This window comes from Streptomyces phyllanthi, assembly GCF_009377205.1.
In the GTDB taxonomy this organism is placed as follows: domain Bacteria; phylum Actinomycetota; class Actinomycetes; order Streptomycetales; family Streptomycetaceae; genus Streptomyces; species Streptomyces phyllanthi.
In genome coordinates this window covers 15109-28271 of sequence record NZ_VJZE01000081.1, presented here as the reverse complement: position 1 = coordinate 28271, position 13163 = coordinate 15109, and the positions used below count along the sequence as shown (strand labels likewise).

The 13163-nt window shown below is 71.9% G+C and carries 11 protein-coding genes; 5 read left to right on the top strand and 6 right to left on the bottom strand.

Going from position 1 to position 13163, the window contains the following annotated elements; translation table 11 throughout:
* Window positions 1–68: 68 nt before the first annotated feature.
* Genes FNH04_RS14695 through FNH04_RS14685 form a run of 3 tightly spaced genes read right to left on the bottom strand, consistent with a single transcriptional unit; the run spans window position 69 to window position 3957 of the window.
* The gene (locus FNH04_RS14695; protein ID WP_228031376.1) at window positions 69–554 is read right to left on the bottom strand and encodes a DUF742 domain-containing protein; all 486 of its coding nucleotides are present in this window, start codon (window positions 552–554) and stop codon (window positions 69–71) included.
* On the bottom strand, window positions 551–1054 hold the full coding sequence (locus FNH04_RS14690; protein ID WP_152784250.1) for a roadblock/LC7 domain-containing protein: 504 nt from the start codon (window positions 1052–1054) through the stop codon (window positions 551–553). The genes FNH04_RS14695 and FNH04_RS14690 overlap by 4 nt, the downstream gene beginning before the upstream one ends.
* Window positions 1051–3957, bottom strand: a complete 2907-nt coding sequence (locus FNH04_RS14685; RefSeq protein WP_322723070.1) for a sensor histidine kinase — start codon at window positions 3955–3957, stop codon at window positions 1051–1053. The genes FNH04_RS14690 and FNH04_RS14685 overlap by 4 nt, the downstream gene beginning before the upstream one ends.
* A 368-nt stretch (window positions 3958–4325) precedes the next feature.
* Between FNH04_RS14685 and FNH04_RS14680 the strand changes: the two genes are divergently transcribed.
* Window positions 4326–5111, top strand: coding sequence for a protein phosphatase 2C domain-containing protein (locus tag FNH04_RS14680; RefSeq protein ID WP_152784245.1), 786 nt, complete (start codon window positions 4326–4328; stop codon window positions 5109–5111).
* A gap of 78 nt (window positions 5112–5189) precedes the next feature.
* Here the strand turns inward: FNH04_RS14680 and FNH04_RS14675 are convergent, their stop codons facing one another.
* Both FNH04_RS14675 and lon read right to left on the bottom strand, forming a co-directional pair.
* Window positions 5190–5681 (bottom strand): MarR family winged helix-turn-helix transcriptional regulator, encoded by a 492-nt coding sequence (locus FNH04_RS14675; RefSeq protein WP_322723069.1) that lies wholly within the window; start codon window positions 5679–5681, stop codon window positions 5190–5192.
* A 278-nt stretch (window positions 5682–5959) separates the two neighbouring features.
* Window positions 5960–8362: an endopeptidase La gene (gene lon / locus FNH04_RS14670; protein WP_152784243.1), complete on the bottom strand. Its 2403-nt coding sequence runs from the start codon at window positions 8360–8362 to the stop codon at window positions 5960–5962.
* A 155-nt stretch (window positions 8363–8517) separates the two neighbouring features.
* Between lon and FNH04_RS14665 the strand changes: the two genes are divergently transcribed.
* Window positions 8518–9168, top strand: a complete 651-nt coding sequence (locus tag FNH04_RS14665) for a GNAT family N-acetyltransferase (protein ID WP_152784241.1) — start codon at window positions 8518–8520, stop codon at window positions 9166–9168.
* On the opposite strand, the gene FNH04_RS14660 is transcribed toward FNH04_RS14665, so the two are convergent.
* Entirely contained in the window at window positions 9152–10018 is an 867-nt protein-coding gene (locus FNH04_RS14660) for a rhomboid-like protein (RefSeq protein ID WP_228031377.1), read from the bottom strand. The two genes, FNH04_RS14665 and FNH04_RS14660, sit on opposite strands and share 17 nt — an antisense overlap.
* A gap of 279 nt (window positions 10019–10297) precedes the next feature.
* Between FNH04_RS14660 and FNH04_RS14655 the strand changes: the two genes are divergently transcribed.
* The 3 genes from FNH04_RS14655 (at window position 10298) to FNH04_RS14645 (ending at window position 13011) form a co-directional block, all read left to right on the top strand.
* Window positions 10298–10993: a spermine/spermidine synthase domain-containing protein gene (locus FNH04_RS14655; protein WP_228031375.1), complete on the top strand. Its 696-nt coding sequence runs from the start codon at window positions 10298–10300 to the stop codon at window positions 10991–10993.
* Window positions 10994–11114: 121 nt separating this feature from the next.
* Window positions 11115–11852 carry a response regulator transcription factor gene (locus tag FNH04_RS14650; RefSeq protein ID WP_152784239.1) on the top strand — a complete coding sequence of 246 codons (738 nt, stop codon included), beginning with the start codon at window positions 11115–11117 and terminating at the stop codon, window positions 11850–11852.
* Window positions 11853–11883: 31 nt separating this feature from the next.
* The gene (locus FNH04_RS14645; RefSeq protein ID WP_152784236.1) at window positions 11884–13011 is read left to right on the top strand and encodes a HAMP domain-containing sensor histidine kinase; all 1128 of its coding nucleotides are present in this window, start codon (window positions 11884–11886) and stop codon (window positions 13009–13011) included.
* The last annotated feature ends 152 nt before the right edge of the window (window positions 13012–13163 follow it).

Sequence of the window (13163 nt, the reverse complement as noted above, 5' to 3'; positions counted from 1 at the left end):
GGGGGGAGGCGGCGTGCCGGGTGGCACTCCGGGAGGCGGGATCTTGCGTGACACCCGGGGAGGAGGCGTCAGAGACGACGGAGTCCACTCAGCACCCTTTCCAGCAGAGCGCGGTCCGGCTGTCCCGGTCCGTGACCTGTTCCGTACACACGGATCTTTCCCTGGTCCGCGAGATCGCTGAGGAGGACGCGAACCACACCGAGCGGCATTCTCAGCAGCGCGGCGATCTCCGCCACCGTCCGCATGCGGCGGCAGAGTTCGACGATGGCCCGCATCTCGGGCATCACCTTGGTGTCGAGTGAACCATTCGTCAGTTCCCGCCGCTCATCGGGGGCTTCGAGAGCGGGGGCACTGCTCGCCACGAACGTCTCCACGAGCAGCACGTGGCCGAAGCGGGTGCGGCCGCCGGTGAGGGAGTACGGGCGGACCCGGGCGGGTTTGCGGTCACCGCCGCGGACGGGGAGCTTCTGCTGAGCGCTCGACCTCGAAGCGCCCGGTGCGGCGGACCCTTGGGATCCGGATGACGTCCTGGACGCTTTTTCCGAGGTACTCATCGCGCGCTCCCCGCCGTATCCGCCTCGAGTGACTTCCGCAGCTCACTGCGGAGTTCGGGGGTCAGGACGTGTCCGGCGCGGCCGACGAACAGCGCCATGTGGTACGCCACCACGCTCATGTCGCAGTCCGGGGAGCCGTGCACACCGAGCAGCGAGCCGTCGCTGATCGACATGATGAACAGGCTGCCCTGCTCCATCGCGACCATCGTCTGCTTGACCCCGCCGCCGTCCATCAGCTTGGCGGCGCCGATGGTGAGGCTGCCGATACCGGAGACGATGGTGGCCAGATCGGCGGCGGAGCCCCTGGGACCGGCGGGGCCGCCGGTGCGTCCCTCCCGCGCCTGGGCGTTCCTCCAGGGGTCGGAGGAGAGCAGGAGCAGGCCGTCGGAGGAGACCACCGCGACCGACAGCAGGCCCGGCACCTCCTCGACGAGGTTGGTCAGCAGCCAGTGCAGGTTGCGGGCTTCGTTGCTCAGTCCGAAGGTACTGGGCGCGGTCAACTGCTTGCCTCCTCGGATGTGCCCCCCGATGCTTCCACTGGGTCGTGCTCTTTCCGGCGCGCCTCGGGCGCCCCCGCCTCCCCTGTTGTCCTCTCGGCTGTCTCGGCTGTCTCGGCTATCTCCGCCTCGACGTCTCGGCGGCCGTCCTTGGCGCCCTGGTGGAACCCGCCGAGCCGACGGCGCAGTTCCTCGGCGTTGACGCCCCCGGTGCGCGGCCTGGGAGCCGCCGCGGGGGCGGTGATCCTGGGCGTGCGCTTGGGGAGGCCCTTGTCGGTGAACGCGGGGGCCTCGGCGGGCGCGCCGTCGGAGTCGGGCGCGGTGCCGGTGGCGTGCGGGTCCTGCGGGGCGGGCGCCGCCTTGCCCTCGTCGGCGGAGCGCTCGTGCCGGTCGGGGCCGATGGCGTACGGGTCGGCGGCGGGCTCGGCGCCGGGGGCCGTCTCCGACCGGGGCTCCGGGACGAACAGCTCCATCGTGGTCTCGGAGACCGTCTCAACCGGCTGAGGCGTCCCGGCGGCCTCCTCGGCCCCGGCGGGCTCCTCGGCCCCGGCGGGCGCGTCCGGTCGTACGGCGGCGTCGTCCCGTACGGCCTCGGAGTCCCGTACGGCCTCCTGCGGCTCCCCGGCGGTGACCTGCTCCTTCAGGGCCCGCTCGGCCGCCTCGATCAGCGGGTCTCCGTCGCCCTCCGGCTCGCGGACCACGATCGTCGAACGGCCGCGCAGCACATTGGAGTTGACCTCGGCGTCGGCACCCGGCAGGGAGGTCGTGGGGGCCTCGGCGGCCACCGGCCCGGAGGTGGGGACGGCGGTCGCGGGCGCGGTGGCCAGCAGCGGCTTCGGGACGACCACGACGGCCGCGACTCCGCCCTGCTTCTGCTCGCGCAGCCGGACCCGTACACCGTGCCGGTGGGCGAGGCGGGCCACGACGTACAGGCCGAGCCCGAGTCCGTCGCCGCCCTCCTGGTCGTACGGCTCCTCCGGGTCGAAGTGCTTGAGGCGGGCGTTGAGCCGCTCCAGCCGGTCGGCGGTGACACCGATGCCCTCGTCCTGCACGGAGAGCATCACCTCGCCGTTCTCCAGCAGCCAGCCGGAGATCTCGACGGGCAGGTCGGGCGGGGTGAACGAGGTGGCGTTCTCCAGGAGTTCGGCGAGCAGATGGCTGAGGTCGTCGGCGGCGAACCCGGCGATGTGCGCGTGCGGCGGCAGCGCGGCGATCCGGACGCGGTCGTACCGCTCGATCTCGCTGACGGCGGCCCGGACGACGTCGACGAGCGGGACCGGCCCTGCGTGCTGCTGACCGTGCTCGGCACCGGCGAGGACGAGGAGGTTCTCGCTGTGGCGGCGCATGACGGTCGCGAAGTGGTCGAGCTTGAAGAGCGTGGCGAGCCGGTCCGGGTCCTGCTCGCGCTCCTCCAGGCCCTCGATGACGGCGAGCTGCCGCTCGACGAGGCCGAGAGTGCGCAGGGCGAGGTTGACGAAGGTGCCGTGGATGCTGTGCCGGACCTGCTCCAGATGGGCGGCGGCGTCGGCGAGTTCGGCGCGCAGCCGGTCGCGTTCGTCGGCCATGGTCGCGCGCTGGCCGATGAGGTGCTTGCGGTCGCCCTCCAGGGGCGCGAGCCGCTCGTGGAGGGCGAGGGCGTGCGCGTGGAGCGCGTTGACGGAGCGGACGACCTGGGCGAACTCGTCGTTGCGGCCGGTGAACTTGACCGGTTCCTCGTTCGCCGGGTCGCCGGCGACCCGGGCCGAGCCGATGCGCAGCACGGCCAGCGGGCGGGTGAGGGTGCGGGCCATCGCGGTGGCGACACCGGTGGTGACCAGGAAGATGACGCCGAGGACGGCGATACGGATCTCCAGCGTGGTGACGGCGTCGTCGCGCTGCTGGGCGAGGTCCTTGGTGCGCCGGTCGTTGAGGGAGGCCTCGACGCCGCGCATCAGCTCGACACGGGCGGACAGCGCGGCGTCCAGCTTCCTGGTGCCGGTGTTCAGCTCCGAGTCGGAGAGCGTCGGCTGGTCGGTGAGCTTGTCGAGGTAGTCGTCGGCGGAGGTGACCTCGGGGCCGTTGACCGTGGAGTCGTAGGAGGAGCGGGCGACCTCGGGGGCCGTCTCGCGGAAGTCGGCGAGGGCCGCGTCGGAGCGGACACGGGCGCGCTGGGCGGCGGCGGCGAGCTCGTCGCGCTGCTTCCTGTCCGCGGCCGAGGTGGTGATCTCGGTCGTCGGCAGGCCCGTGACGGGGTCGATGGCGGACTGTTCGGACTTCGGCACGTTCAGCGCCGCGAGGAGCAGTCCGCGGGCGGCGGCGGACTGCTGGACGGCGGTGTCGAGCTCGGCGAGCGCGTGGGCACCGTCGTTCGCGCCGGGCGGCAGTTGCGCGGCGAGCTCCTCGGCGAGGGCGTGCAGCTCGGCGATGGTGGCGGAGTAGGCCTCGTGCGCCTCCAGGGCGGTGCTCTTGCCGGTGAGCGCCGTCCTGCGGACGGAGGCGATCTCGTCGAGGTCCGTGCGGAGCCCGGTGGGCGCGTCGGCCTTGAGCTCCTGGACCTGCCGGTCGACGCGGGCGCTGCGCTCCTCGCTGGGTGCCTCGGACTCGGGGCGCCCGGCGGCGACGTACACCGTGACCTCGTCCCGCTCGTCGGCCAGGGCGTGGGCGAGGGTGAGCGCCTGCTGGGTCCGCTCGGCGAGCGTCACCAGGTTCTGCGCGTCGTTCAGCTCGCCGGAGGCGGCGAGGACCGAGGGGGCTCCGGCACCGGCGATGGCGGCGGCGACCACGGCGACGGCGCCGATCAGCCGGTTGCGGACATGCGCGGGGCGACCGGTACCGACGGCGGGCTGGTCGCCCGTCTGCCCGCCCTGGTCGGGGGCGGCCTTGGAGGCCGACTGCTTGCCTGTGCGCCGAGGCCGCATTTTCTGCACCGGTGCTCGCATTCCTGACTCGTGTACCCATGGGCCCGGGTGACGTGCCGTCAACTCTGGCGTCTTCCCGGTACGGCTCCCGACCCTCCCAGTGCCGGTGGACGGTGATCCAGCATCATCAGACCCGCCACCCGAAGGAGTGAACATCGGAGGGGAGTTGGCGGGCAAGTTCCTCTGGCGCACGCGAGGGGCCTGTCCGGCGGACGGGTTGGACGTGGGCGACGCCCTTTGGCAGGATTCGCCACCACGCTTCACCGGACCCGTTCATTCCGCACTAAACCAGACGCCTGACCAGTCCGGCCGCGACCGTTCGGCGACCAATGCCGGCCTTTCGCGAGCCGTGTGAAGGGCTCGTGCAGACTGGCCGAATGCGTACGGAACTCGTCTCCGAGCCCGGTGACCCGGCCCGCCCCAACGAGGACTTCGCCGCGGTCGCGCTGCCCGCTTCGGGACAGGGCGGCGCGCTGGTGGTCCTGGACGGCGTGACGCCGCCGCGGAGTGCGTATGGCTGTCGACATTCGGTCGCCTGGTTCTCCTCCCGCCTCGGTGGCGCCCTGCTCGAAATATCCGTTTCCGCACGGGATTTGACGTCGGCCGAGGTTCTGTCCCAGGCCATCTCTCGTACCGCCGCGTCCCATGCGCAAACCTGTGACCTTTCTCACCCGCGTACCCCGCAGGCCACCGTGGCCCTCGCCCGCTGGTCCGATGAATCCGTCGAGTACCTGGTGCTGTCCGACGCCACGCTCCTGCTCACGGCACCGGACGGAAGGGTGACCACGGTCCTCGACGACCGCCTGTCCCGTATCCCGCGGTCCGCTCTGACCAGCGTCGAGTTCACCGACACGACGCTGCGGAACAGGGAGGGCGGCTTCTTCACGGCCGCGGCCGACCCGTCGGTCGCCTCCCGCGCCGTGACGGGGGTGCTGCCGCGCTCCTCGGTCCACGCCCTGGCCGCCCTGACGGACGGCGCCACGCGCTGGGTGGAGGCGTTCCGGGAGGGCGACTGGGCCGACTGCCTCACCGTCGTGCGGAAGGAGGGAGCGCGGGCGCTCGTGCAGCGCGTACGGGCCCTGGAGGCGGCCGACACCGAGCGGGCGCACCTGGGCCGGGGCAAGCGGCACGACGACGCGACGGTGGGGTACGTGGAGCTGTGACACCGGGAAGCGGTGCGGGGAAAGCCGTGACGCGGGCGCGGGCCGCCCGGGATCAGCGCTCCCGGACGGCTCCGGGGGTCAGCCCTCGCTCGTCTGGTTCAGCTGGTGCAGCAGCCGGGCGAGTTCGGCGACCTCCTGGCGGTCCCAGCCGCCCATCTGCCGTACGTAGCGCTCCCGCCGCGCGTCGCGCACCCTGCGGAACCGGGCCCGGCCCTCGTCCGTGAGGTGGACGAGCCAGGCGCGGCCGTCCGCGGGGTCGGGCTCGCGGGCCACCAGGCCGAGGTGCTCCAGGGCACGGAGCTGGCGGGACATCGTGGCCTTGCCGACGCCGATGTAGGCGGCCAGGTCGGTGGCGCGCAGGGGCCCCGTCTCGTCGAGACGGGCCAGGAGCCCGTACGCGGCGGACTCCAGATCGGGGTGGACCGCGCGGGCCATCTCGCCGGACTTGGCGCGGGCACGCCGCAGGAGGACCGTCAGCTCCCGCTCCAGCTCCAGGAAGGCGGGGTCCATCCCCCGCTCCGCCGCGCCGGACCCGATCCGATGCCCCTCGCCGTTTCCGCCCTCGTGCACGTCAGCGCTCCCGATCCGGTTCCGCGTTGCTGGAAGTCTCCGCCAAAGGCCGCGTACTGCCGCAGCTCCGCAAGTATTTCGCAGGGACGGATCAACGGCTGCCTCCGGCCCCTCGTCGCAGCGGGTGTCCCCCGAGTCCGGCACGCCCACGGGCGTACGCGTACGGGAGGCCCGGTCCCCTTCGCCGGGGAACCGGGCCTCCCTTCACCGGTCGCGTCCCTCACAGCGCGACCGGAACCGGCCGGAGCCGCCGGGCCCAGGGCGGGGCCCCGGGCGGATCAAGCGGCGGCCGGGATGCTCACCTCCGCCGGGGACAGGGCCAGTTCGAGGACCTGGCGGACATCCGTGACGGCGTGGACGTCGAGCTTGTCCAGGACCTCGGCGGGCACGTCGTCCAGGTCGGGCTCGTTGCGCTTGGGGATGATCACCGTGGTGATCCCGGCCCGGTGCGCGGCCAGCAGCTTCTGCTTGACGCCGCCGATCGGCAGGACACGGCCGGTCAGCGAGACCTCGCCGGTCATCGCCACGTCCGTACGGACCAGCCGACCCGACAGCAGCGAGGCGAGGGCAGTCGTCATCGTGATGCCCGCGCTCGGACCGTCCTTGGGCACGGCCCCCGCCGGGAAGTGGATGTGCGCCCCCCGGTCCTTCAGATCGCCCACGGGCAGCTCCAGTTCGGCGCCGTGCGAGCGCAGGAAGGACAGCGCGATCTGCGCCGACTCCTTCATCACGTCGCCCAGCTGGCCGGTGAGGGTCAGCCCGGCCGCGCCCGTCTCCGGGTCGGCCAGCGACGCCTCGACGTACAGCACGTCGCCGCCCGCGCCGGTCACCGCGAGACCGGTGGCCACACCGGGTACGGCCGTGCGCCGCTCGGCGGGGTCCTGGGCGGACTCGGGCACGTGGTGCGGCCGCCCGATGAGCCCGCGCAGGTCGCCCTCGGCGACCGTGGACGGCAGCTCCCGCTCGCCGAGTTCGTGCTGGGCCGCGACCTTGCGCAGCAGCCGGGCGATGGACCGCTCCAGGTTGCGTACGCCGGCCTCGCGCGTGTACTCACCGGCGAGCTTGCGCAGGGCGCTCTCGTCGAGGGTGACCTCGTTCCCGTCGAGACCCGCGCGCTCCAGCTGGCGCGGCAGCAGGTGGTCCCGCGCGATGACGACCTTCTCGTCCTCGGTGTACCCGTCGAGCCGGACCAGCTCCATACGGTCGAGCAGCGCCTCCGGGATGGCCTCCAGCACGTTCGCGGTGGCGAGGAAGACGACATCGCTCAGGTCCAGCTCCACCTCCAGGTAGTGGTCCCGGAACGTGTGGTTCTGCGCGGGGTCGAGCACCTCCAGGAGCGCCGCGGCGGGGTCACCGCGGAAGTCGGAGCCGACCTTGTCGATCTCGTCGAGCAGGACGACGGGGTTCATGGACCCGGCCTCCTTGATGGCCCGGACGATACGGCCGGGCAGGGCGCCCACGTACGTCCGCCGGTGCCCGCGGATCTCGGCCTCGTCCCGCACACCGCCGAGCGCGACACGTACGAACTTCCGCCCCATGGCGTGCGCCACGGACTCACCGAGGCTGGTCTTGCCGACGCCGGGCGGGCCCACGAGCGCGAGAACGGCGCCTCCACGCCGCCCGCCGACGACACCCAGCCCCCGGTCCGCACGCCTCTTGCGCACGGCGAGGTACTCGGTGATCCGCTCCTTCACGTCCTCGAGCCCGGAGTGCTCGGCGTCCAGTACGGCCTTGGCGCCCTGGATGTCGTACGCGTCCTGCGTCCGCTCGCTCCAGGGAAGCTCCAGCACGGTGTCGAGCCAGGTGCGGATCCAGGACCCCTCGGGCGACTGGTCGGAGGACCGCTCCAGCTTGTCGACCTCCTTCAGGGCGGCCTCGCGCACCTTCTCGGGAAGGTCGGCGGCCTCGACGCGGGCCCGGTAGTCGTCGGACTCCTCGCCGTCCTTCTCACCGTTCAGCTCACGCAGCTCCTTGCGGACGGCCTCGAGCTGACGCCGCAGCAGGAACTCGCGCTGCTGCTTGTCGACGCCCTCCTGGACGTCCTTGGCGATGGACTCGGCGACGTCCTGCTCGGCGAGGTGCTCCCGCAACTGCTCGGTGGCGAGCTTCAGCCGGGCGACGGGGTCCTCCGTCTCCAGCAGCTCCACCTTCTGGGCGGTGGTGAGGAACGGCGAGTACCCGGAGTTGTCGGCGAGGGCGGAGACGTCGTCGATGGCCTGCACCCGGTCGACGACCTGCCAGGCGGCGCGCTTCCTGAGCCAGCTGGTGGCGAGGGCCTTGTACTCCTTGACCAGCTCGGCGACATTCCCGGGCAGCGGCTCGGGCACCTGCTCCTCGACCCGGGTCCCCTCGACCCAGAGCGCGGCACCCGGCCCGGTGGTCCCGGCGCCGATCTTCACACGGCCGCGCCCGCGGATGAGCGCCCCGGGATCTCCGTCGGCCAGCCGTCCCACCTGTTCGACGGTCCCCAGTACGCCCGTGCCCGCGTACGTCCCGTCGATCCGCGGCACCAGAAGCACCCTGGGCTTCCCCGGCTCCGATCGCGCGGCAGCCTGCGCGGCCTCCACCGCGGCCCGTACATCGGCGTCGTTCAGGTCCAGCGGCACCACCATCCCCGGGAGCACGACCTCGTCGTCGAGGGGCAGCACGGGCAGGGTGAGCGGTGTGGACGTCGAAGTCATTGTCTCTCCCTCGGCAGTCAAGTTGAGCTATGCCGACTCAATGCATGTGAGCCTTCAAATGTTCCCCCGATGCTGTTCGCTCTGAGCGATCAAGGAGGTACCACCCCGGGGAGGTAATAGCCTTAAGCCTGATTCACCTATTACGGGAGGTCGCGTTGGACAGCATCGTGCGGGCGTGGATCGACGGCTGGGTCGTGTCGCGGGGCGCGGCGCCGCCCATGGCCGAGCCCTGGGGATACACGATCGACGTGGGCGGGGCCGAGCACATGACGCGCCATGTGTTCGCCGCGACGAACGACGCGGTCGAGGAGGCCGCGGTCCGGAAGGTGGCGGACTCCGTGACGGGCGCGGGGGTGTGGCTCAAGGTCTTCGCGGCACCGGAGAGGGTCGGACCGTGGCTGGGCGAGGGCTGGTGGATCGATCCGGAGCCGGGGTACTTGATGTCGGTGCACATGACGGCCACCCCGGAGCCCGCGCCCGCACCTCCCGGCTACCGGCTCCGCACCTGGTCACGGGGCGGCGTGACCCGAGTCGCCGTCGCCGCGCCGGACGGGTCCTGGGCGGCACGCGGCCAGCTCGCCCCGACCGGCTGGACGGCCGTCGTCGACCAGATAGAGACGTCTCCCGCCCACCGCCGCCGCGGCCTCGGCACACTCGTGATGCGCACGCTCACCCGCGTCGCGGCGGAACAGGGCGTGGAGACAGGTGTACTGGCGGGGACCCCGGAGGGCCGGGCGTTGTACGAGTCGCTGGGCTGGCGGGTCGAGGCACCGCTGACCAGTGCGAAGTTCACCGGGAACCGGTGACCGCCCGGCACGCCGGCCGGGCGGGAACACTCTTCGGCCGTCCGCACCATCGCCGTACCACCGGCCACGCCGCGACCCCGATCGCCAGCGCGATCAGATGGCCCCAGTTCGTCATCGGGTCCCGGAAGGCGATCAGATCGTCGACCAGCATCCCGCCGAAGGCGACCAGCAGCGGCCACCCGAGCCAGGGGCGGAGCACCCCCGCCAGCGCTCCCACGGCCGCCGCCACGCCGAAGCTGATGCCGTAGTCGAGCCGGTGGAGCGAGGTCCCGGGGAGATGGCCGACGAGGACGGAGAGGCCGATCGGAACCTCGGTGGCGAGAGTGGCCCCGACATGCCCCAGCAGAAAGACACCCGCCGTGCGCGGCCCGCCGATCCTCCGCTCCAGCGCGGTCAGCACCAGCAGGAGCCCGGCCGCGTACGGCGATGACACCCCGCCCGCCACCCACAGCGCACTCGCGAACAGCACGAGCACGGGATTCTGAAGGAGGTGCGCCACGTCCGTGCTGGAGCCCTGGTGGAGGGCGTGTACGAGGGACGGGTCGGCGTACTCGGCGATCAGCGAGGTGAGGACGAGGACGGCCGCGTACGCGCAGGTGAAGGGGGTGCCGGTCGGGGTGGGGAGCAGGGCCAGGGAGCTCCGGGAACACCTGGCCCGCACGGACCGCCACCATGGAGGACGGGCCGCCCGAACCGCGACGCCCTGCCTCACGGGGGCCTCGCCATCAGCTGCGGTCGGCACGAACACCGCCTGCCGCTGCTGCGGAATTCCGTCCAGCGGGATCTCGCCGTCCGCCGGCACACCCGTCGCGGACGCGGACACACGAGCCGCCGGTGAATCCGTCGCCAGTGCGTCCGCCGCCAGTGCGTCCGCCGCCGATACGCCCCTCGGCGCGCCAGGTGTCGCAGCCCGGTCCCCGGTGTCCACGGTGAGGCGCTCCTTCCTTGTGGGCCCTCACCCTCGACATCCTGTACGGCGCTGTCTGTGACCGGCGCCACTGTGAACCCGGATTCACAGCAGTACGACAGGTCCCGGCAGCTCGAACAAGGTCACCCTCACGGCTGCAACTCCCCGCCCCCGCGCGGAAATTCACGGTGCGCGGGCTGCCGGAACTGCCAGGATGGCCCCATGAGCACCTCGTACGACATGCCGGATGTCCCGGACGCCCCGGAAGTCATCGATCGTCGCGAGGGCCCGTACGGCGAGGTCGTGCTGCGGCGCCACGGGGAGCGGCTGCAGATCATCGCGAACGGGTGCTTCCTGATGGACACCTCCGACGGGCGTTCGGAGCGGCTGCTCGTCGACGCGGCCCTGGACGTCCTGGGCGGGCGGCCGGAGCCCCATGTACTGATCGGCGGTCTGGGCGTCGGCTTCTCACTCGCGCACGCCGCCGCCGACCCGCGCTGGGGGCGCATCACGGTGGTGGAACGCGAGCCGGCCGTCATCGAATGGCACCGGCGCGGACCGCTGGCCGAGGTGTCCTCCGACGCGCTGTCCGACCCTCGTACCGAGATCGCCGAAGCCGATCTCCTCGAATTCGTCAATGAGATGTCCGCCACATATGACGCCCTGTGCCTGGACATCGACAACGGGCCCGACTGGACCGTTACCGAGGGCAACGGCGGTCTGTACTCACCATCCGGACTGACAAGCTGCGCAAGGGTGTTGAAGCCGGGCGGGGTCCTGGCGGTGTGGTCGGCCCAGCCGTCCTCGGAATTCGAGGAAACCTTGCGGAATGCCGGGTTCCAACAGGTGCGTACCGAAGAGATCCCGGTTGCCCGAGGCGTTCCGGACGTCGTGCACCTCGGGGTCCGACCTGGATAGCCGAGGCACGGTAACTGCCCGTACGCTGCTCCCCTGACGCCGATCATTCACGCGGCAACCGCAGTCATGCGCAATCAAGGGATCACCCCACGGATCCCGGAAAGCAATACAGGGGCGGGCGATGGAGCAGACACACACCTCCCAGACCGGCACGACGGCGACCCCGGGCGCTCAGCGCCGGGTGCTGGTGGTCGAGGACGACGCGACGATCGTCGACGCCATCGCGGCCCGGCTGCGCGCCGAGGGATTCCTCGTGCAAACAGCGAGTGACGGTCCGGCCGCCGTCGACACCGCCGAGGCATGGCAGCCCGACCTGCTGATCCTCGACATCATGCTGCCGGGCTTCGACGGCCTGGAGGTCTGCCGCCGGGTGCAGGCGCAGCGGCCGGTGCCGGTGCTGATGCTCACCGCGCGGGACGACGAGACGGACATGCTGGTCGGGCTCGGCGTGGGCGCCGACGACTACATGACGAAACCCTTCTCCATGCGGGAGCTGGCCGCGCGCGTGCATGTACTGCTGCGCCGCGTGGAGCGCGCCGCGCTGGCCGCCACCACCCCGCGCTCGGGCATCCTGCGCCTCGGCGAGCTGGAGATCGACCACGCGCAGCGGCGGGTGCGGGTGCGCAGCGAGGACGTCCACCTCACGCCCACCGAGTTCGACCTCCTCGTATGCCTCGCGAACACCCCGCGTGCCGTACTCTCGCGCGAGCAGCTGCTCGCCGAGGTGTGGGACTGGGCGGACGCGTCCGGGACGCGGACCGTGGACAGCCACATCAAGGCGCTGCGGCGGAAGATCGGCGCGGAGCGGATCCGCACGGTGCACGGTGTGGGATACGCGCTGGAGACCCCGACACCGTAGACCGGTGCTTGCGTAGGGGGCTGGTGGCGGTATGAGCGGTGCGGGTGAGTCGCAGTCACGCAGGAGCGCGACGCCCTGGGGTGGTGTGCGCCCCTTCTCGATCAAGACGAAGCTGGGCACGCTCGTCGTCGTCTCGGTCCTGATCACCACCGGTCTGTCGATGATCGCGGTGCGCACCGAGACGGAGCTGCGCTTCATCACGGTGTTCTCCATGATCGCCACGCTGCTCATCACGCAGTTCGTGGCGCATTCGCTCACCTCGCCGCTGGACGAGATGAACGCGGTCGCCCGGTCCATCTCGCACGGCGACTACACGCGCCGGGTGAACGACAGCCGCCGGGACGAGCTGGGCGACCTGGCCCAGACGATCAACCTGATGGCCGACGAGCTGGAGGCCCAGGACCGCCAGCGCAAGGAGCTCGTCGCCAATGTCTCGCACGAGCTGCGCACGCCCATCGCGGCGCTGCGCGCGGTCCTGGAGAACGTCGTGGACGGCGTCTCGGCCGCCGACACCGAGACGATGCGTACGGCCCTGAAGCAGACGGAGCGGCTCGGGCGCCTGGTGGAGACCCTTCTGGACCTCTCCCGTCTGGACAACGGCGTCGTCCCCCTGCGCAAGCGCCGTTTCGAGGTGTGGCCGTACCTGTCCGGCGTCCTGAAGGAGGCCAACATGGTGGCCTCCGCGCGCGGGGGCATCGCCTCGGACTCCGGGAAGCACACGCGTACGGATGTCCATCTGCACCTCGACGTGCACCCTCCGGAGCTGACCGCGCACGCGGATCCCGAGCGCATCCACCAGGTCGTCGCCAACCTCATCGACAACGCGGTCAAGCACAGCCCGCCGCACGGCCGTGTGACGGTCAGGGCCCGGCGCGGCGCGACGCCCGAGTCCCTGACCCTGGAGGTGCTGGACGAGGGTCCTGGCATCCCCGAGTCGGAGTGGCACCGTGTCTTCGAGCGGTTCAACCGCGGTTCCGTCAGCTCCCCCCACGGTCCCGGCAGCGACGGCGGCACCGGTCTGGGCCTCGCGATCGCCCGCTGGGCCGTCGACCTCCACGGCGGCCGTATCGGCGTGGCCGAGTCCCGCCGCGGCTGCCGCATCCAGGTCACCCTGCCCGGCCTCCCGTCCCTGCCGAACCAGCGCGCCGCACAGTCGTAGGGCATCGGCCGCCGCGGCGGGCGCGGGGCCGGTCCGTCCGCCGGAGCTTCACAGGAGCGGCTGCGGCTTTCCCGGGGCGCGGGAAAGCGCGCGGCAGCCTCATCCTGGCCGGAAAACCGCGAGTTGGCGGGATATACGTCACCTCTTCCGGG

Bases quoted from the DNA above. Each gene is read 5' to 3' on its own strand.
- FNH04_RS14645 (WP_152784236.1), top strand. From the start codon at position 11,884: ATGAGCGGTGCGGGTGAGTCGCAGTCACGCAGGAGCGCGACGCCCTGG.
- lon (WP_152784243.1), bottom strand. From the start codon at position 8,362: ATGACTTCGACGTCCACACCGCTCACCCTGCCCGTGCTGCCCCTCGAC.
- FNH04_RS14650 (WP_152784239.1), top strand. From the start codon at position 11,115: ATGGAGCAGACACACACCTCCCAGACCGGCACGACGGCGACCCCGGGC.
- FNH04_RS14680 (WP_152784245.1), top strand. From the start codon at position 4,326: ATGCGTACGGAACTCGTCTCCGAGCCCGGTGACCCGGCCCGCCCCAAC.
- FNH04_RS14655 (WP_228031375.1), top strand. From the start codon at position 10,298: ATGAGCACCTCGTACGACATGCCGGATGTCCCGGACGCCCCGGAAGTC.
- FNH04_RS14695 (WP_228031376.1), bottom strand. From the start codon at position 554: ATGAGTACCTCGGAAAAAGCGTCCAGGACGTCATCCGGATCCCAAGGG.